This window comes from Rouxiella sp. Mn2063 (assembly GCF_049319665.1).
Lineage (GTDB): Bacteria > Pseudomonadota > Gammaproteobacteria > Enterobacterales > Enterobacteriaceae > JBMOUD01.
Genome location: NZ_JBMOUD010000011.1, coordinates 111,571 through 131,154, shown reverse-complemented (window position 1 = coordinate 131,154; position 19,584 = coordinate 111,571). Strand labels below are relative to the sequence as shown.

The 19,584-nt window shown below is 50.5% G+C and carries 14 protein-coding genes; 6 read left to right on the top strand and 8 right to left on the bottom strand.

All coding sequences use genetic code 11. From position 1 onward, the window contains the following. Nucleotides 1-94: 94 nt before the first annotated feature. Nucleotides 95-826: a glutathione peroxidase gene (locus ACL9RG_RS16430; RefSeq protein WP_422793701.1), complete on the top strand. Its 732-nt coding sequence runs from the start codon at nt 95-97 to the stop codon at nt 824-826. A gap of 107 nt (nt 827-933) precedes the next feature. Here ACL9RG_RS16430 and argH read toward each other — a convergent pair whose 3' ends face one another. From argH to argC, 4 genes are all read right to left on the bottom strand, one after another. Then, a complete protein-coding gene (gene argH / locus ACL9RG_RS16425) occupies nt 934-2,307 on the bottom strand; it encodes an argininosuccinate lyase (RefSeq protein WP_422793700.1) in 1,374 nt (457 codons plus the stop codon). Nucleotides 2,308-2,396: 89 nt separating this feature from the next. Beyond that, on the bottom strand, nt 2,397-3,614 hold the full coding sequence (locus ACL9RG_RS16420) for an argininosuccinate synthase (RefSeq protein WP_422793699.1): 1,218 nt from the start codon (nt 3,612-3,614) through the stop codon (nt 2,397-2,399). Between the two features lie 86 nt (nt 3,615-3,700). Beyond that, nucleotides 3,701-4,480, bottom strand: a complete 780-nt coding sequence (argB, locus tag ACL9RG_RS16415; RefSeq protein ID WP_422793698.1) for an acetylglutamate kinase — start codon at nt 4,478-4,480, stop codon at nt 3,701-3,703. 76 nt (nt 4,481-4,556) lie between these two features. Further along, on the bottom strand, nt 4,557-5,561 hold the full coding sequence (gene argC, locus ACL9RG_RS16410; RefSeq protein ID WP_422793697.1) for an N-acetyl-gamma-glutamyl-phosphate reductase: 1,005 nt from the start codon (nt 5,559-5,561) through the stop codon (nt 4,557-4,559). A gap of 236 nt (nt 5,562-5,797) precedes the next feature. On the opposite strand from argC, the gene argE reads away from it, so the two are divergent. Together argE and ppc are read left to right on the top strand one after the other, a co-directional pair. Beyond that, nucleotides 5,798-6,949 carry an acetylornithine deacetylase gene (gene argE, locus ACL9RG_RS16405; protein WP_422793696.1) on the top strand — a complete coding sequence of 384 codons (1,152 nt, stop codon included), beginning with the start codon at nt 5,798-5,800 and terminating at the stop codon, nt 6,947-6,949. Nucleotides 6,950-7,229: 280 nt separating this feature from the next. After that, on the top strand, nt 7,230-9,875 hold the full coding sequence (gene ppc / locus ACL9RG_RS16400; protein ID WP_422793695.1) for a phosphoenolpyruvate carboxylase: 2,646 nt from the start codon (nt 7,230-7,232) through the stop codon (nt 9,873-9,875). Nucleotides 9,876-9,963: 88 nt separating this feature from the next. On the opposite strand, the gene metF is transcribed toward ppc, so the two are convergent. The 3 genes from metF to metB all read right to left on the bottom strand — a co-directional run bounded on the left by metF (nt 9,964) and on the right by metB (nt 14,683). Further along, on the bottom strand, nt 9,964-10,866 hold the full coding sequence (gene metF, locus ACL9RG_RS16395; RefSeq protein ID WP_422793694.1) for a methylenetetrahydrofolate reductase: 903 nt from the start codon (nt 10,864-10,866) through the stop codon (nt 9,964-9,966). Nucleotides 10,867-11,084: 218 nt separating this feature from the next. Beyond that, nucleotides 11,085-13,520 (bottom strand): bifunctional aspartate kinase/homoserine dehydrogenase II, encoded by a 2,436-nt coding sequence (locus ACL9RG_RS16390; protein ID WP_422793693.1) that lies wholly within the window; start codon nt 13,518-13,520, stop codon nt 11,085-11,087. A gap of 2 nt (nt 13,521-13,522) precedes the next feature. Further along, on the bottom strand, nt 13,523-14,683 hold the full coding sequence (gene metB / locus ACL9RG_RS16385; RefSeq protein WP_422793692.1) for a cystathionine gamma-synthase: 1,161 nt from the start codon (nt 14,681-14,683) through the stop codon (nt 13,523-13,525). A gap of 378 nt (nt 14,684-15,061) precedes the next feature. Here metB and metJ point away from each other — a divergent pair, with 378 nt between their 5' ends. Beyond that, complete coding sequence (gene metJ / locus ACL9RG_RS16380; RefSeq protein WP_006317756.1) at nt 15,062-15,379, top strand: met regulon transcriptional regulator MetJ; 318 nt, start codon at nt 15,062-15,064, stop codon at nt 15,377-15,379. 177 nt (nt 15,380-15,556) lie between these two features. Here metJ and rpmE read toward each other — a convergent pair whose 3' ends face one another. After that, nucleotides 15,557-15,769 (bottom strand): 50S ribosomal protein L31, encoded by a 213-nt coding sequence (gene rpmE / locus ACL9RG_RS16375; RefSeq protein WP_422793691.1) that lies wholly within the window; start codon nt 15,767-15,769, stop codon nt 15,557-15,559. A gap of 201 nt (nt 15,770-15,970) precedes the next feature. On the opposite strand from rpmE, the gene priA reads away from it, so the two are divergent. Together priA and cytR are read left to right on the top strand one after the other, a co-directional pair. Continuing rightward, nucleotides 15,971-18,166, top strand: a complete 2,196-nt coding sequence (gene priA, locus ACL9RG_RS16370) for a primosomal protein N' (protein WP_422793690.1) — start codon at nt 15,971-15,973, stop codon at nt 18,164-18,166. A 262-nt stretch (nt 18,167-18,428) separates the two neighbouring features. Further along, nucleotides 18,429-19,457 carry a DNA-binding transcriptional regulator CytR gene (cytR, locus tag ACL9RG_RS16365; RefSeq protein WP_422793689.1) on the top strand — a complete coding sequence of 343 codons (1,029 nt, stop codon included), beginning with the start codon at nt 18,429-18,431 and terminating at the stop codon, nt 19,455-19,457. The last annotated feature ends 127 nt before the right edge of the window (nt 19,458-19,584 follow it).

Below are 19,584 nucleotides of genomic sequence, written 5' to 3'. Positions count from 1 at the left end.
GATTATATCTATCAACCTTATTCGTCAATAATTAGTGCCATAAACGCAAAGCGCGAAAATTCATTTTATATTTTAGAAGATTAAGAGGTTAGTGATGTTTGTAAGTCATGAAGGGAAAGCTGTTCCGCAGGTAACATTCCATACGCGTCAGGGTGACCAATGGGTAGACACAACAACTGACGAATTGTTTAAGAATAAGACCGTTATTCTTTTCTCGCTGCCAGGTGCCTTTACACCAACTTGCTCCTCCAGCCATCTGCCGCGCTACAACGAACTGGCAGGCGTATTTAAAAGCCACGGCGTAGATAGCATCTTATGCGTATCCGTTAACGATACCTTCGTGATGAACGCCTGGAAAGCCGAACAAAACGCCAGCAACATCACCTTCATTCCTGATGGTAATGGCGAATTTACCAAAGGCATGGATATGCTGGTTGAGAAAGCCGATTTAGGTTTTGGCCCGCGCTCATGGCGTTATTCCATGCTGGTACGTAACGGCGTGGTAGAAAAAATGTTTGTTGAGCCAAACAAGCCTGGCGACCCGTTTGAAGTATCTGATGCCGATACCATGCTCAAATATCTCGCACCGGACTTCAAAGTGCAGGAATCCGTTTCCGTCTTTACCAAGCCGGGCTGTCCTTTCTGCGCCAAAGCGAAACAAATGCTGCAAGAACGTGGCATCCAATATGAAGAAATCGTCCTAGGCAAAGATGCCACAACCGTTAGCCTGCGCGCAGTAAGCGGCCGTGCAACTGTACCTCAAGTCTTTATCGGCGGACGTCATATTGGTGGCAGCGACGATCTGGATGTTTATCTGAACGCCTGATTGCCTGAACTTGTTAGCAACGTGAGTGTATAAAAAAGTACTTAGTACTATGGACGTTTGGCGGGCTTGATGCCCGCCTTTTTTACGCTCGTCAAAAACAAGCAGGCTTATTGCAAACGAGCCTTCGCTTCGGCAATCGCATAAGCAACCTGCTGTGGAGAGACGCCGCCTTTCGCACTGCGTTTATCCAGACAAGACTGCAAAGACAGAATCGGATAGACATCATCGCTAATAACCGGGCTAAATTTTTGCAAATCAGCCAGCGATAACGCTTCCAGCGCTTTACCCTGTGCAATTGCTTCAACCACCGCTTCACCCACAATGTGGTGCGCTTCACGGAACGGCACACCTTTGGCGACCAGATAATCTGCAAGCTCGGTAGAGTTAGCGTAACCTTGTTCTGCGGCTTCCTGGCAACGCGGGCGTTTCACCTGAATGCCATCAAGCACCAGCACGGCCATCTGTAGACAATCCATCCAGGTATCGAGCGCATCGAACAACCCTTCTTTGTCTTCCTGCATATCTTTGTTATACGCCAGTGGCAGACCTTTCATGGTCATCATCATGCCGGTCAGTGCACCCTGCACACGGCCACATTTCCCACGGATAAGCTCTAACGCATCCGGGTTTTTCTTCTGTGGCATCAGTGAAGAGCCTGAAGTGACGCGGTCAGATAAATCAACAAACGACGCTTCGCCGCTGTTGAAGAAGATCAAGTCTTCGGCAAAGCGCGACAAGTGGATCATGCTGATCGACGCGTTAGAGAGTAATTCCATCACGTGATCGCGGTCTGACACGCTATCCAGGCTGTTACGGGTCGCAGAAGCAAAGCCTAACCAACCGGCTAATTGCTCGCGATCCATTGGATAGGCAGTACCGGCCAATGCGCCGCTACCCAGCGGGCTAACATCCAAACGTTTTAGCGTGTCTTGCAGACGACTTTCATCACGCGCCAGCATTTCGACATACGCCAGACACCAGTGAGCAAAAGTCACCGGCTGTGCACGCTGTAAGTGGGTATAACCCGGCATTACCGCATCCTGATTAGCTTCTGCCGTTGCCACCAGCGCCTGCTGAAGATGCTTCACGGCCTGTTGCAGTTCAGTCACCTGCAATTTGCACCACAGTTTAATATCAGTGGCTACCTGGTCATTACGGCTACGGCCGGTATGCAGCTTTTTACCCAGCGCCCCGACTTTGTCGATAAGCTTCTGCTCAACCCAGCTATGAATATCTTCCGCATCGCTGGCTAAAATAGCGCGTGGATTAGCCTGCACCTCTTCAAGCAACACATTAAGCGCCCCTTCAAGCTGCAATTGTTCTTCAGCGGTCAGAACATTGACGGTAACCAGCGCTTTTGACCAAGCTACCGAGCCCACGATATCCTGCTCCGCCAGACGATAATCAAACCGCAGTGAATCATTGAGCTCTTTAAAACGCTGATCTGCTGCCTGAGTAAAGCGTCCGCCCCACAATGCCATAACCTGTACCCCTCGAATTTATGCAAAAGGGCACAGCACGCTGCGCCCTTATAGATGTCTTTCAATCTCTAGATGTCTTTTCGCGCGAATTATTTCTTCGAATTCAAAGCACGAATACGTGACGACAGCGAGAACAGACGAATGAAGCCGCCCGCGTGGCTGTGATCATACACTTCATCTTCGCCGAAGGTAGCAAACTCTTCAGAGTACATGCTGTTCGGTGATTTTTTCTGAATGGCTGTCGCGGTGCCTTTGTACAGCTTCACCACCACTTCGCCGTTCACATCTTCCGCCAACGCATCAGCAGCGGCCTGAATAGACTCACGCAGTGGCGCGAACCAACGACCGTCATACACCACGTAAGACATTTCATGGCCCAACTGCTCACGCCATTTAAAGCTGTCACGGTCCAGAACCAGCTGTTCAACGCCGCGCAGCGCAGCCATCATAATGGTGCCGCCAGGGGTTTCATAGCAACCGCGAGATTTAATCCCAACTAAACGGTTCTCAACGATGTCGATACGACCCACGCCGTGCTTCACGCCCAGTTCGTTCAACGCTTCCAGACACTTGAACGGGCTGAGTTCTTTACCGTTAACCGCGACGACTTCACCTTTGGCTACTTTAAGAGTGACCAGTTCAGCTTCGTTTGGCGCATCTTCTGGCGCAACGGTCCAGGCCCAGCAATCTTTGTTTGCCGCATTCCAAGGGCTTTCCAGCACGCCGCCTTCGGTAGAGATGTGCCAGGCGTTTTCATCACGGCTGTAGATTTTTTCCAACGATGCAGTCGTTGGGATATTACGTTCTTTCAAATAGTCGAGCAGCGCTTCACGCGAACGCAAATCCCACTCACGCCAAGGCGCAACCACTTTCAGCTGTGGAGCCAAAGCGGTGTAGGTGGTTTCGAAACGCACTTGGTCATTACCTTTACCAGTTGCGCCGTGGCACAGTGCATCTGCACCGACTTTCAGCGCCAATTCAACCTGTGCTTTGGCGATCAATGGGCGCGCCATTGAGGTACCCAGCAGGTAGCTACCTTCATACAGCGCACCGCTTTTCAACACCGGGTAAACGTAATCTTTGATAAATTCTTCACGCAGGTCGACAACATGGCATTCAGAGGCACCGGTACGCAGCGCTTTTTGTTCGATACCTTCAAGATCTTCACGCTCTTGCCCAATATCGGCGACGAAAGCGACCACTTCGCAGTCACCATAGTTTTCTTTCAGCCACGGAATGATTGCTGAGGTATCCAAGCCACCGGAGTAAGCCAGAACGATTTTCTTGATGCCTTTAGTTGCTGCCATGATGATTTTCCTTAAAAAAGTCTACTGCATGAAAAGGTATGTAACGGGCCACATTGGGCTTACCGTTATGCTTAAACGATGCTCGCTTAAGCCAAAATACGGGTACCGATCGCCTGACCGTTAAACAGTGCAGGCAGTTGCTCGGCATGACGCCAACTGGCGATATCAACCGGACGGCCTAATTCCCGAGCCGCATCAAGTGCGGCATGCACTTTAACGATCATGCCATCGGTGATAATGCCTTGTTCGATCATCTCTTCGGCACGCTGTGCGGTCATTTCCGGCACACGCTGACCTTTGCCATCAAGAATGCCGCTCACATCTGAGAGCAAAATCAAATCAGCACCCAGCGTTGCCGCCAGTGCAGTGGCAGCCTGATCGGCATTAACATTCATCAATTGGCCTTCAGCAGTGATACCAATAGAACTCACGATTGGCAAATAACCTGCTGTCGTCAGCGTATTAATCAACGCTGGAGAACCGGTTTGCGCTTTACCCACACAACCAAGCTCTGCATCGAGTTCCGTCACGCCGACAGAGCCACCGTCAGCGAGTGACAGGCCAACCGCATTAATCTGATGTTTAATCGCCCAAGCCAACAATGTTTTATTGGCACTGCCTGCCAAAGCACCGGTAATAATGTCGATTTGGTCAGCAGGAGTAACGCGCAGACCCGATTTTTTCACCACCGGCAAATTGAGTTTAGCCATCAACTCATCAACCAGATAGCCGCCACCATGAACAATCACTAGCGGGCGCTGATATTGCTGGCGATATGTCACCAGTGCGATAAAGAGACGCTCCAGCGCTTCTTCATTATCTAGTAACACACCACCTAATTTAATCACTAACGGGTTAGTAGCCATTTGCGCCTCAAGCTATTGATTTTAATTAAACTAATTTGAATTTTTCTTTATAAAACAACAAACAAAATCCCAGTATTTACAGCAGTGACTGTGATTCAGGGAAGCCAAAGCGCAGATTAAGACACTGGATCGCCTGAGCCGAGGCGCCTTTCAGCAGGTTATCTTCCGTCGCCACCACAATCAGATGTTCGCCCTGTACGGCGAAACCAATATCGCAGAACGGCAAACCAACTACGTTCTTAAGCGCAGGAACCCCTTTGTCATAAAGGCGAACCATCGGCTTGTCGTGATAAGCATTATGAAACGCTTCCTGCACATCCTCTGCTGTGACGCCTGCTTGCAGGCGGCAGGTAATGGTTGCCAGGATGCCACGTGGGAAATTACCCAGATGCGGAGTGAAAATAACCGGGACACCAAGATGCGAGGCAATTTCTGGTTGATGACGATGATTAAACAAGCCATAAGGCTGCAAGCTCACTTCGCAGAAGCTGGTGCCGATCGAGGCTTTACGCCCGGCTCCACTGACCCCGCTGGTCGCGTTAATCACCGGCCATTGGTCGTTATTAAGCAGTTGACTATCAATCAGCGGTTTTAACGCCAATTGCGCAGCGGTCGGGTAACAACCCGGCACGGCAATCAGTTGAGCCGTTTTAATCTTGTCGCCTTGGAATTCTGCCAGTCCATAGACTGCTGCATCGAGTAAATCGAGATGTTGATGTTCAAAACCGTAATATTGAGTATAGAAGGCAGGATCGTTAACGCGGAAAGCGCCGGACAAATCAAACACCACGCAACCTGCAGCTAAGAACTGCGGGGCTAAGTCGTGGCTGACTTCATGAGCGGTGGCTAAGAACACCACATCAACACCTTTTGCTGCTGCCGCGACATCAGTCATCGGTAAAATCGGTAAATCGACAATACCCTTTAACTGAGGATGCAAATCAGAAAGCAATTTTCCTGCATCTGCACTTTGCGCTGAAACCGTTAAACCGGTTATGTTCATCTGTGGGTGGCGATTGAGGTAAGCCGCGAGTTCAGCACCAGCATAACCACTTGCCCCAACAATCAGCGTATTCAACATTAGGTCTGTTCACCTTCTCAATTTTCTGTATTAGTCTCAATACAGCAACTCTAACTATAGGTAACGGGGCTCACCGCGTTGTTACGCCGTTCACCCGAGCGATTCGGTCGGTTGGCAGGGAGGCTTGATTAGAAAAACAACGTTTTTTTCTGCTTTCGCTCACAACCGGCTTACTGTATTTTTATTCAAAATAAATGCATGAATATTGATACTATCCTAACTAAAGGCTGTCAACAGTGAAGATGAAATTACCTCCATTTATTGAGCTCTACCGGGCTTTAATCGCGATACCGTCGATCAGTGCTACCGATAGTGCGCTGGATCAGAGTAATGAAACCTTAATCAACTTATTGGCTGGCTGGTTCGGCGATTTAGGCTTCAAAATTGAAATTCAGCCGGTTCCTGGCACCCGTAATAAATTCAATATGCTCGCAACGGCAGGAAGTGGCGCAGGCGGCCTGCTATTGGCCGGCCATACCGATACGGTGCCTTTCGACGACGGCCGCTGGACCCGCGACCCTTTTACGCTGCATGAACATGACAACAAGCTCTACGGTTTAGGCACCGCCGATATGAAAGGCTTCTTTGCCTTTATCCTCGATGCGTTGCGCGATGTTGATGTCACAAAACTGAGCAAGCCGCTGTATATTCTGGCAACCGCCGATGAAGAAACCACCATGGCTGGGGCTAGCTACTTCGCCAAAACCTCTACTATTCGCCCAGATTGCGCGATTATCGGTGAGCCAACTTCACTCAAACCAGTGCGAGCGCATAAAGGTCATATTTCTAACGCCATCCGCATTACCGGCCAGTCGGGACACTCCAGCGACCCTGCTCGCGGCGTTAATGCCATCGATCTGATGCATGAATCGATCACGCATTTGATCGGCCTGCGTACTACCTTGAAAGAGCGTTACAACCACAACGGCTTTGTGATCCCTTATCCAACGATGAACTTCGGCCACATTAGCGGTGGCGATGCCGCTAACCGTATTTGTGCCTGCTGTGAGCTGCATATGGATATCCGTCCACTGCCTGGCTTAACGCTGTCGGACCTGGATGCGCTATTAGCCGAAACATTGGAGCCGGTGAGCAAAAAATGGCCGGGCCGCTTGGTCATTGAAGAACTGCATCCACCTATTCCTGGCTATGAATGCCCGCCGGACCATCAGTTGGTTAAGGTGATTGAGAAACTTCTCAATACGCAAACAGAGATCGTCAACTACTGTACTGAAGCACCTTTTATTCAAGAGTTATGCCCAACATTAGTTCTAGGACCGGGTTCTATCGAGCAAGCGCATCAACCGGACGAATATATTGATACCGCCTTTATCAAACCGACCCGCGAGCTGATCGCCCAAGTGGTTCATCACTTCTGCTTCCACTAAAAACCTTCAAGCAGGAACCCGTGATCTTCCCGGTGTTCCTGCATTTCACACTTAATTAGCTAGACTTATAACTAAAGTGTTGTAATTAAATTTCAGCGAATTGAAAAAAAATCCACTTTTTATACTAAATAAACCGGGCTTTTTGCGGTAACTTCCTACAGTAAAGAGTCAAAACATCAGATAACAGCCAAGATGGCAGGTTTTAGCGGCGAGAGTGCCGAACGGGTGAAAGTTACTTACAGAACATAAAAATCAGACAAGAGACGGGTCAGAGCCAATAATGAACGAACAATATTCCGCAATGCGAAGCAATGTCAGCACGTTGGGTAAACTGCTTGGAGAGACGATCAAAGATACGTTGGGAGAACATATCCTTGACCGTGTTGAGAAAATCCGTAAGTTGTCGAAATCCTCACGTGCTGGTAACGATGCCGACCGCCAAGAGTTGTTATCCACGCTGCAAAACTTGTCTAATGACGAGCTATTGCCGGTGGCCCGCGCTTTCAGTCAATTTTTGAACCTGACCAACGTTGCTGAGCAGTACCATAGCATCTCACCTAATGGTGAAGCGGCCAGCAATCCAGAAGTCCTGGCGCAATTGATTACCCGCTTAAAATCTCAAAATCTCAGCGAGCAGCAAATTCGCGATGCGGTAAAAGCGCTGTCTATTGAACTGGTGTTGACCGCGCACCCAACGGAAATTGCCCGCCGTACCCTGATCCACAAACTGATTGAAGTAAACAACTGTCTCAAACAGCTCGATCACAACGATCTGGCGGATTATGAGCGCAAACAAATTATGCGCCGCCTGCGCCAGTTGATTGCACAATCCTGGCACACTGATGAAATCCGCAAAAATCGTCCAACGCCGGTTGATGAAGCCAAATGGGGTTTTGCCGTTGTTGAGAACAGTCTGTGGGAAGGTGTGCCAACCTTCTTGCGCGAACTCAACGAGCAGTTAGAAGAGTCGCTGGATTATAAAATGCCGGTGGAAGATGTGCCGGTACGCTTTACCTCGTGGATGGGCGGCGACCGTGATGGTAATAACAACGTCACCGCTGAAATCACCCGCCACGTCATGCAGCTCAGCCGCTGGAAAGCCACCGACTTGTTCCTGCGCGATGTCGCGATTCTTATCTCCGAGCTATCGATGACCGAGTGCACCCCAGAGCTGCGCGAGTTAGCGGGTGGCGAAGAGGTTGTAGAGCCTTATCGCACGCTGTTAAAAGGTCTGCGTAGCCAGTTGACCTCGACACAAGCTTATCTTGATGCCCGTTTGAAGGGTGTGAAGTTGGTTAAACCGCATGACTTGATTGTGCATAATGACCAGCTATGGGCTCCGCTGTACGCCTGCTACCAGTCGCTGCAAGCCTGCGGCATGGGCATTATCGCCAACGGCCAATTGCTCGACACTTTGCGTCGCGTGCGCTGCTTTGGTGTGCCATTAGTCCGCATCGATATCCGTCAGGAAAGTACGCGTCATACTTTAGCTATCGCTGAGATCACCCGCTATTTGGGCCTTGGTGATTATGAAAGCTGGTCAGAAGCTGATAAACAATCCTTCCTGATCCGCGAATTGAATTCACAGCGCCCGCTGGTGCCACGTAACTGGACACCAAGCGCCGACACCAAAGAAGTGTTAGATACCTGCCAGGTAGTGGCAGAAGCGCCGGAAGGCTCGATTGCCGCTTATGTTATTTCGATGGCTCGCACACCTTCCGACGTGCTGGCCGTACATTTATTGCTTAAAGAAGCCGGTTGCCCGTTTGTTCTGCCGGTAGCGCCGCTGTTTGAAACGCTGGATGACTTAAACAATGCCGACGCGGTCATGACCCAGTTGCTCAACATTGACTGGTACCGCGGCTTTATTCAGGGCAAACAGATGGTGATGATCGGTTACTCCGACTCCGCCAAAGATGCCGGCGTGATGGCTGCGTCTTGGGCACAGTACCGCGCACAAGATGCCTTGATCAAAACCTGTGAAAAAGCGGGCGTAGCATTAACCTTGTTCCACGGACGCGGCGGTTCTATTGGTCGCGGTGGTGCACCGGCTCACGCCGCCCTGCTCTCCCAGCCTCCGGGTAGCCTGAAAGGCGGCCTGCGCGTCACCGAACAAGGCGAGATGATCCGCTTTAAATACGGTCTGCCAGAAGTCACCATCAGCAGCCTGGCGCTGTATACCGGGGCAATTCTGGAAGCCAACCTGCTGCCACCGCCGGAGCCGAAAAAAGCCTGGATCGATATCATGGAGCAGATTTCTGATGTCTCTTGCACCATGTATCGTGGCTACGTGCGTGAAAACAAAGATTTCGTGCCTTATTTCCGTTCTGCCACCCCAGAACAAGAGCTGGCTAAATTGCCATTAGGTTCACGTCCTGCCAAGCGTAAAGCCAACGGCGGCGTTGAAAGCCTGCGCGCCATCCCATGGATTTTTGCCTGGACACAAAACCGCCTGATGCTGCCCGCGTGGTTAGGTGCAGGAGCCGGTCTGCAAGCGGTTGTCGATGCCGGTAAACGTGATGTGCTGGAAGCGATGTGCCACGATTGGCCGTTCTTCTCTACCCGCATCGGCATGTTGGAAATGGTGTTTGCCAAAGCCGACCTGTGGTTAGCAGAATATTATGACCATCGCTTGGTAGATAAAGAGCTTTGGCCGCTAGGCGAGAAACTGCGCGAACAGTTGTCCAACGATATCAAAGTGGTATTGGCAATCTCCAACGACGAGCACTTGATGGCCGATTTACCGTGGATTGCCCAGTCTATCGCCCTGCGTAACGTCTACACCGACCCATTAAACGTGTTACAGGCTGAGCTGCTGCATCGTTCACGCCAGTTGGAACAGCAAGGCGAATTGGACCCACGCGTCGAGCAAGCCTTAATGGTTACTATTGCAGGCGTTGCCGCCGGGATGCGTAATACCGGCTAGGTCTTGATTAAGACGCTAAAACAGAAAAACCGGCTCAAGGGCCGGTTTTTCTGTTTTTGCTTGCTAAACGCAGCGCTAAAAGAGCCAATCAAGCGGGGACAGCGATTTGTGGGCGCACGCCCAGCGTATGACAAATGGCGTAGCTCATCTCGGCACGATTCAAGGTATAGAAGTGGAAATCTTTCACCCCTTCACGGCTGAGGATTTTTACCATGTCCATCGCAATGTTGGCACCGACCATTTTGCGGGTCTCGGCATCGTCATCCAGCCCTTCAAACATTCTGTGCATCCATTGTGGGACGCGAACGTTGGTCATGGTGGCAAAGCGAATCAATTGCTTGAAATTGGAAACCGGCAAGATACCCGGCACTATCTCAACATCAATGCTCGCAGACGCACAGCGGTCGCGGAAACGCAGATAGCTTTCTACATCGAAGAAAAATTGCGTAATGGCGCGATTAGCACCCGCCTCAATTTTGCGCTTCAGGTGAATCAGATCAGACTGTGCGCTTTTCGCTTCTGGATGAACTTCCGGATAAGCCGCAACGGAGATATCAAAATCACCAACACTTTTGAGCAAGCTCACCAAGTCATTAGCGTAAATATCTGGTTTGCCGCCTCCTGTCGGTAAATCACCGCGCAGTGCAACGATGTGGCGGATGCCGCTATTCCAGTAATCTTGCGCAATTTGGCGCAATTCAGCCAGACTGGCATCCACACAAGTCAAATGCGGTGCCGCTTCTAAACCGGTACGCTCTTTAATGCTTTTTATAATGCTGTGAGTACGCTCGCGCTCACCAGAGTTGGCCCCATAGGTAACTGAAACGAATTTAGGTTTCAGGCTGCTGAGGCGATCAATTGAGCTCCACAGCGTATCTTCCATCTCGCTGGTACGCGGCGGGAAGAATTCAAAAGAAACGTTAAACTGCCCATGTAACTCGGCCAGGTTCTGGTTCAGTGCTTCATGTTGATTCGCGTGAAAAAAGCTCATTCGGTCTCTACCTCGTTCATCACTTCGTTTTAATTATCGCTGTGCTGATAAGCGTCTAGACGTCTAAACGTATAGATAGAAAATGACGGAAGTAGGGCAAAGAGTCAACGGCAAATGGACCGAACAACATTGATTAATATTCATACTGCATGAAGGTATTTCATGTTGCGGGGAACGGAGGGGAAACCTTCCGGCGAATACCGGAAGGTTGAGAGAAATTAAAGCAGTTGAGTCAAACGGTTAAGGTCAGATTGGATAGCGCCTGCTGTGACATCGCGCCCCGCACCAGGCCCGCGGATCACCAGCGGGTTATCACGATACCAACGGCTTTCAATGGCGAAGACATTGTCACAAGGTAGCAAAGAAGCCAGAGGATGGTCTTCACGCACCGCTTCAACACCAACACGCGCTTTACCATTGGCATCAAAACGTGCCACGTAACGCAATACCAGACCCATTTCTTGCGCCGCTTCCAGACGCTGTAGCATCTGCTGGTTTAGCGCATCGCCCTCTTCAAAGAAGTGATCGACAGAACCCGTAGCACAACCTTCAGGCACCAACGACTCGACCCGTACCTGATTCGGTTCAATATCATAACCGGCTTCACGCGCCAGAATGACTAGCTTGCGCATCACGTCCTGGCCGGAAAGATCATCACGCGGATCGGGCTCGGTCAGCCCTTGCTGCCAGGCTTGATCCACCAGCTCAGTGAACGGCAGCGTGCCGTCAAATTGCAGGAACAACCAAGACAAGGTACCGGAGAAAATACCGCTGATCGCCAGAATGCTATCACCGCTTTCACGTAAATCGCGCACCGTGTGGTTGATAGGCAGACCTGCCCCAACGGTGGCGTTATAGAGCCAGTGGCTGCCGGTCTTTGCAAAGGCATCGCGAATCTGCCGGTACTTATTGCTGTTCGATGCACCGGCCAGTTTATTGGCGCTGATGACATGGAAACCATAGCTGGCAAAATCGAGATATTGATCTGCCAACTCACTGCTAGCGGTGACATCCAGTACCACTAAATCATCGTAAGGATGAGCACGCATCCACAGGAACAGCGATTCTTCATCGTGCTCGCGTGCTTCATCATCAAAGAAAGCTAATGCGCGACTGGCATCCAATCCATCGTAGTTAAGCAGGCTGCGTTTACTATCAACCACGCCCGCCAGCACAAATTCAAAGCCGCTACGAGCCGAGATGTTTTTCTGCTCGCGTGAGAACAGCTCTAGCCAACGGGAACCGATATTCCCTTTACCCAGTAGCATCAGGCCAATACGCTTCTCGGCGCGAAACAAAGTGTTATGCAAGCCTTGGATCAGGTGGGCAGTTGGCCCCAGGCGCAACACGGCAACCAAACTGATACCATCTTCAGCTTGCCAGATAAATTCGACTGGCTGATCTTTTAGCTCTTGGTAGAACCGATGGCTATGCAACGGGTTTTTACACACCCCCGCCCCCACCAATGCCACCATCGCTAAACCTTCACGTAAGGTTAAACGACCCGGCAAATCGGCCTCTTCCAGCACCTGTAGTGCACTGGTAACGACTTCGCTGGTGTAGCACAACTGCAGCAGGTTTCGGTCAGGATGTACGCCAATAGCCAGCGGCTTAATCTGCGTACGCTTTAGCACATGATCAACATCTTGTTGTGCCAGTGCAAAGTCATGTTCTGGCGCAATCTCTACCTCAATCAGACAAATATCATCGTGACTGGTGACAATTTTTGCGCCGGTACCCGAAGCCAACACCCGCTCAATGCGGGTTGAACCTTGTTCCGGTTGGTAGCTACAACGCAGTTGTAAATCAATGTCGCTGCCAGAAACGGGCTGTAAAGTACGGGTATGTAGAACCGGAGCGGCCAGACGTGCCAACTCCGACGCTTCATCAAGACGTAAAAGCGGCAACAGACACGCATCTTTGACTTTACGCGGGTCAGCACTATAAACCCCGGCAACATCACTCCAAATCGTCACGCGATGCACACCCGCCAACGCACCAATTTGCGTGGCCGAGTAGTCACTGCCGTTACGGCCAAGCAATACGGTCTCACCGGCATCATTACGCGAGATAAACCCGGTGACTACCAGATACTGTTGCGGATGTTGCGCTAATAGTTGTTGCAGCAGCGGATAAGAGCGGCCTTCGTCAACCTGAGGCTGAGCTGCACGCTCAGCACGCAGGAAATCACGGGCATCTAGCCAGGCAGCGGGTAAATCACGAGTGGCCAGTACCGCCGACATCAAACGTGCCGACCACAGTTCACCGTGGCCGACAACCTCAGCGTAAACCGCATCGGTGATGGCGCCATCTAACAGAGTGGCCAAACGCTCAAGATCGACAATAAAGGCAGCAGTCAGCGGCTCAGCCATAGCAGACGGTAACAGGCCAGAAATCAATTCACTTTGATAACGGCGCAGCGATTGCTGCACCTGATGGGCGGCCAGTCGGTCGGTCTGACTGAGCTTGAGCCAACTAATCAATTGGTTAGTTGTACTCCCCGCCGCCGAGACCACCATCAAGTCTCCTGGATGGCCGTACTCTGCCATAATACCGGCAACGCGTTGATAACACTTCGCATCGGCCAAGCTACTACCACCGAATTTATGTAACTGCCGACTTCCCGCCGGCGCTGCAACCGCTATTGCACTCATACTTACCTCGTTGCTGCCACCTGGAACGCCTGCTCCAGATCGGCAATCAAATCTTCGCTATCTTCAAGACCGACTGAAATACGTAGCAGGCTGTCGGAAATTCCCGCGGCTTTACGCGCTTCTGGCGCCATGCCCGCGTGGGTCATGGTAGCCGTATGAGAAATCAGACTTTCTACCCCGCCGAGTGACTCGGCCAGCGTGAAGAGCTTCAACGCGGAGAGGAACGCACGCAGACGCGCTTCATCCCCATTAAATTCGAAACTTAACATGGCCCCAAAACCGCGTTGCTGACGCTTGGCGATTTCATGACCCTGGTTTTCTGGCAGGGAAGGATGATACAGCTTTTTGACTAAAGGTTGCTGCTGTAAATACTCGACAATAGACAACGCATTCGCCTGCTGTTGCTTAACGCGAACAGTCAAGGTACGCAGTCCACGCAACAACAAGTAGCTATCAAAGGCCGCCCCGGTAACACCGATGTTATTCGCCCACCACGCTAACTCGGTCGCATGCTCGGCGGTTTTAGATATTACCGTCCCGGCGACCACATCGGAATGGCCATTAAGATATTTAGTACATGAATGGACCACCAAATCCGCGCCAAGTTGCAACGGTGACTGTAATGCCGGGCTCAGGAAGGTATTATCAACAACGGTCAACGCACCGGCCTGATGCGCCGCGTCACAAATAACCTGGATATCGACGACGCGCAACAATGGGTTGCTTGGCGTTTCTATCAACACCAATTTTGGTTTTTTCGCCAAGGCTTCAGCCAGCGCCTGCGGGTCGCCCTGATCAACAAACAGAACATTATAAGCGCCACGCTTGCTTAAGCTGTCAAACAGGCGATAACTCCCGCCGTAGCAATCATGTGGCGCAACCAATAAATCACCCGGTTTCAGAAACACAGTACACACTAAATGAATGGCAGACATACCACTGCTGGTCATCACCGCACCGGCGCCACCTTCCAGATCGGCTAACGCACGTTGCACGACATCTCGCGTCGGGTTGCCACGACGAGAATAGTCATGTGCTCTTGGCTGATTAAAATCTTCGAAGTTATACGTGCTGGAAAGGGTAATTTGCGGAACAACACTGCCATATTGTTTATCAGTGTTTAATCCGCTGCCAACGGCGATAGTAGCCTGCTTGTGCGTCATAGTTGCTTCTTCCAAACGGGACAATAGAGGATGAGGGGGTCAAGAGTAACTTCCGAAAAGATAGACGTCAATACATCTGGACATCTAAACTTCTTTGCGTGTAGATTGAGCAAACCGAGAATACCCGCTAAAATTATAGCGGTATCGCATGACTGGCAGATAACACGTTTCTTCGCCGAAGATAAATGCAGTCAAGTATGAGCAGAACACTCTATTGCAATCTGTTCTCGGTATGTTGATGAAATAACAAGGCAACGCCATAAATATTGCAATAAGCATGTCCATTACGGACATTTATTTAGTGAGATCCTCGAAAATCGGGCATAATCACTCCGTTTTAAAGATTTTATTCTTTTTTTGATAAATTTAAGGTGTCCCATGGCTGAGTGGAACGGCGAATATGTCAGCCCTTACGCTGAACACGGTAAGAAAAGCGAGCAAGTTAAGAAGATCACGGTATCCATTCCGCTAAAAGTGCTGAAAATTCTCACTGATGAGCGTACTCGCCGTCAGGTGAACAATTTGCGTCATGCCACCAACAGCGAACTGCTGTGTGAAGCATTCCTGCATGCCTTCACAGGCCAGCCTTTACCCAATGATGAAGACCTGCGTAAAGAACGCAGCGATGAAATTCCAGAAGCCGCGAAGGTTTTGATGCGTGAATTGGGCGTAGATCCGGATACTTGGGAATATTGATATCAAACCACTGTCGATGGAATCTGATGGTGAAGCTGGGCGGTGCGGATATAACGGATTGAATGCGCTTGGCTTGAACGATAAAAGCTTGTTTCTAAAGATAACAGCTTGTTTTAGAAAAGAAAAAATAGCAACAAAAAAGGCGCCACTGGCGCCTTTTTTGCTATCGAGCTAAGCTTATTTGCTGCTCGGTACGCTGAAACGCTTGTTGAAGCGGTCAACGCGTCCACCGGTAGCCACTTCACGTTGCTTACCAGTGTAGAACGGGTGGCATTCGCCACATACGTCCAGGTTCAGATCATGGCCCACGGTTGAGTGAGTTTTGATCACGTTACCGCAAGAACAAGTTGCAGTAACAGCTACGTATTTAGGATGGATATCTTTTTTCATGGGAGAACCTCGGTTAGGCCGCGTCGCTATCCAACCTTGTTACCGTCAGACACCACGCGTAATGGAAAATTAAGCTCCGGTGCGAAATGCACCAAAGGCGGCGAATCATACAGAATATAAAATCGCCGTGCAATGATGTTCATACATTTCGACTGCCACAGTGTACACTATCTCGTCATTTTTTTATAGTTTGGACTCTTCATGCCTGTTGCTCACGTTGCGTTGCCCGTTCCTCTGCCCCGGACATTTGACTACCTTTTACCTGCTGGAATGCAGGTAAATAGTGGCTGCCGGGTCAGCGTACCTTTTGGCAAACGCAATGCTATCGGCATTGTGACTGGCATCAGCGACAGCAGTGAGTTTCCACTCGATAAGCTCAAATCCATCAGCGATGTCCTCGATAACGAAAGCCTGTTTAGTCCAGCGCTGTGGCGAATTTTACATTGGGCGGCGGACTATTATCACTTTCCATTAGGCGAGGTGCTATTCCACGCGCTGCCGGTATTATTACGTCAGGGAAAGCCTGCCGAATTAACGCCACTGTGGCAGTGGTTTGCTACCGAGCAAGGCCGCGCCACGCCGCTCGATAGTTTAAAACGTGCTCCCAAGCAGCAACAGGCGATGGCCGCGTTACTTCAGGGAAAAATCTATCGCCATCAGGTCAGTGATCTGGCGTTAGCTGAAACCGCGCTTCAAGCATTGCGTAGCAAAGGCCTGACGGATTTACAGAGCGTAGCGCCTACCGCACAGGATTGGCGCCAGAACTTTAGCGTGATTGGTGAACGGCTGCGGCTCAATACTGAGCAAGCCACCGCTGTAGGTGCGATACGCAGCGAAGACCAGCAATTCTCCGCCTGGCTGCTAGCTGGGGTAACAGGTTCAGGTAAAACAGAAGTCTATCTAAGCGTACTCGAGAATATCCTTGAGCAAGGCCGCCAGGCGCTGGTGATGGTGCCCGAAATCGGATTAACCCCGCAAACCATCGCCCGCTTCCGCGAGCGTTTCAGCGCGCCGGTAGACGTATTACACTCCGGGCTTAACGACAGCGAACGTCTGGCCGTGTGGTTACGTGCACGCAACGGTGAAGCCGGGATTGTCATCGGCACGCGTTCTTCATTGTTTACGCCGTTCGCCCGCCTCGGGGTGATTATCATTGATGAAGAGCACGACGCGTCTTATAAGCAGCAGGAAGGGTGGCGCTATCACGCCCGCGATTTGGCCGTGTTTCGCGCCCATGCGGAAAATATCCCGATTGTTATGGGTTCCGCCACGCCTGCACTAGAAACGCTGCACAATGTCCAACAGGGGAAATATCGCCAGTTAACGCTGACCAAACGTGCCGGCAATGCCAAACCGGCGGCTCAGCATCTCCTGGACCTAAAAGGCCTGCCACTAAAAGTCGGGCTATCGCAAGCGCTGATCCAACGGATGCATCACCATCTAAAAGCCGATAATCAGGTGATGCTGTTCCTCAACCGCCGTGGCTATGCGCCTGCGCTCCTGTGCCACGAATGTGGCTGGATAGCGGAATGCCAGCGCTGTGATCACTATTACACCTTGCACCAAAACCAGCGCCAGTTGCGCTGCCATCACTGTGATAGCCAACGCGCCGTGCCCCACCAGTGTCCACAGTGTGGGTCGACGCAGTTAGTCTCGGTCGGTGTCGGCACTGAACAGTTGGAAAACGAGCTGGCCCCGCTGTTCCCTGATACACCGATTACCCGTATCGACCGTGACACCACCAGCCGTAAAGGTTCGCTCGAGCAACATCTGGCTGAAGTACATCGCGGCGGCGCACGTATTTTGATTGGCACCCAAATGCTGGCTAAAGGCCATCACTTCCCGGATGTTACGCTGGTCTCGCTACTCGATGTCGATGGCGCGCTATTTTCGGCAGATTTCCGTTCTGCCGAGCGCTTTGCCCAACTCTATACTCAGGTTTCCGGACGCGCCGGGCGGGCTGGCAAACAAGGTGAAGTGGTATTACAAACCCATCACCCCGATCACCCTTTACTGCAAGTATTACTGCAGCACGGCTACGATGCGTTCGCCGAACAGACGCTGGCTGAGCGGAAAAGCGTCTTTTTGCCGCCCTTCACCAGCCATATCCTTATCCGCTGCGAAGATCACGATAACCAGCAGGCTCCCCTTTTCTTGCAACAATTGCGAAATTTGCTCGAAGCCAGCCCGCATAAAGATGACGCACTGTGGATACTCGGCCCCGTTCCGGCTTTACACGCCAAACGAGGTGGCCGCTTCCGCTGGCAATTGTTATTGCAACACCCTTCTCGCCGCGCCTTGCAACAGGTGATCAAAACCTCTCAGCCGCTGATCGCCAGTCTGCCACAGGCGAAAAAAGTGAAATGGACGCTAGATGTTGATCCCATCGATAGCTAAGCACTCAGATTACGTATTAGCGAGATAAGGTGTTTTACGTAGCAGATCGAAAAAAGTCACTAAGATCACAATTTTGATGCAAATTAGGTAACAAATCCTAATCACAAACTGTTTAGAATGTGATGTGCTATGCGCTCACCAGCGTAGCGTCCTATTAAGTAAAGAAAAGCTCTTAAAAAAATAAGAGTCTGTATGGACAGGCTACGGGAAAATAACTTTGTCACGCCATGTCGTTGTATCTAAGAGTGCAAGGAGAGATGCGTTGGATCACAAGAGAGAAATGGCCTCTGCAACGATGAAAGATGTTGCCGAAAGCGCGGGGGTATCGACCGCAACGGTATCGCGAGCGTTGATGAGTCCTGAAAAAGTATCGGCGCTTACCAGACAAAAAGTCGAGCAGGCGGTATTGGCCGTAGGTTATTCACCCCATGCACTTTCTCGTAATCTTAAGCGTAACGAGTCACGAACGATTCTGGTCGTTGTTCCTGATATTTGCGATCCCTTCTTTGCCGAAGTGATCCAAGGGATCGAACGTACTGCTGCACAACATGGTTATCTGGTGCTGTTAGGTGACTGCGCGCAACAAAACCAGCAGGAAAAAACCTTTATTAATCTGATTATTACCAAGCAGATTGATGGCATGTTGTTGTTAGGTTCAGATTTGCCTTTCGATGCCAGTAAAGAAGAGCAACACAATTTACCACCAATGGTAATGGCCAATGAGTTTGCACCGGAGCTTGAGCTACCTACCGTACATATTGATAATTTGACCGCCGCCTTCGAAGCCGTGAATTATCTGCTACGTTTAGGGCATAAACATATTGCCTGTATTACCGGCCCGGAAAATATGCCGCTGTGTCAGTACCGTCTGCAAGGCTATATTCAGGCGTTGCGCCGTAGCGGTATTAACGTTGATAGCCACGCCATTATCAGAGGGGATTTCGATTTCGAATCCGGTGCGCAAGCATTAGACCAATTGATGAATTTATCGACACCACCGACCGCCATTTTTTGCCATAACGATATAATGGCGATTGGCGCGATGTACCAAGCAAAGAAAATAGGGCTGCGCATTCCCCAAGATTTGTCTATTGTTGGTTTCGACGATATAAAAATCAGCCAATATTACGATCCGCCGCTGACTACGGTTGCGCAACCAAGATTCCAAATAGGTGAGCAAGCCATGTTATTATTATTAGAACAGCTTAATGGTAATAACGTACAGAGTGGTTCACGTTTGTTAGACAGTGAACTTATTGTGCGCGGCAGTACTGCAGCACCTAAGCGCTAGTCAATGTTTTAGTTTTCCGCTGGCAGGCACGCTATGTGACACGCCAAACTCCGGCCAACGGTCTGTAAAATTTAGGGTTCAGTAAAATGAAGCATTTCTTCCAACATAACGACACAGCGAAACGATA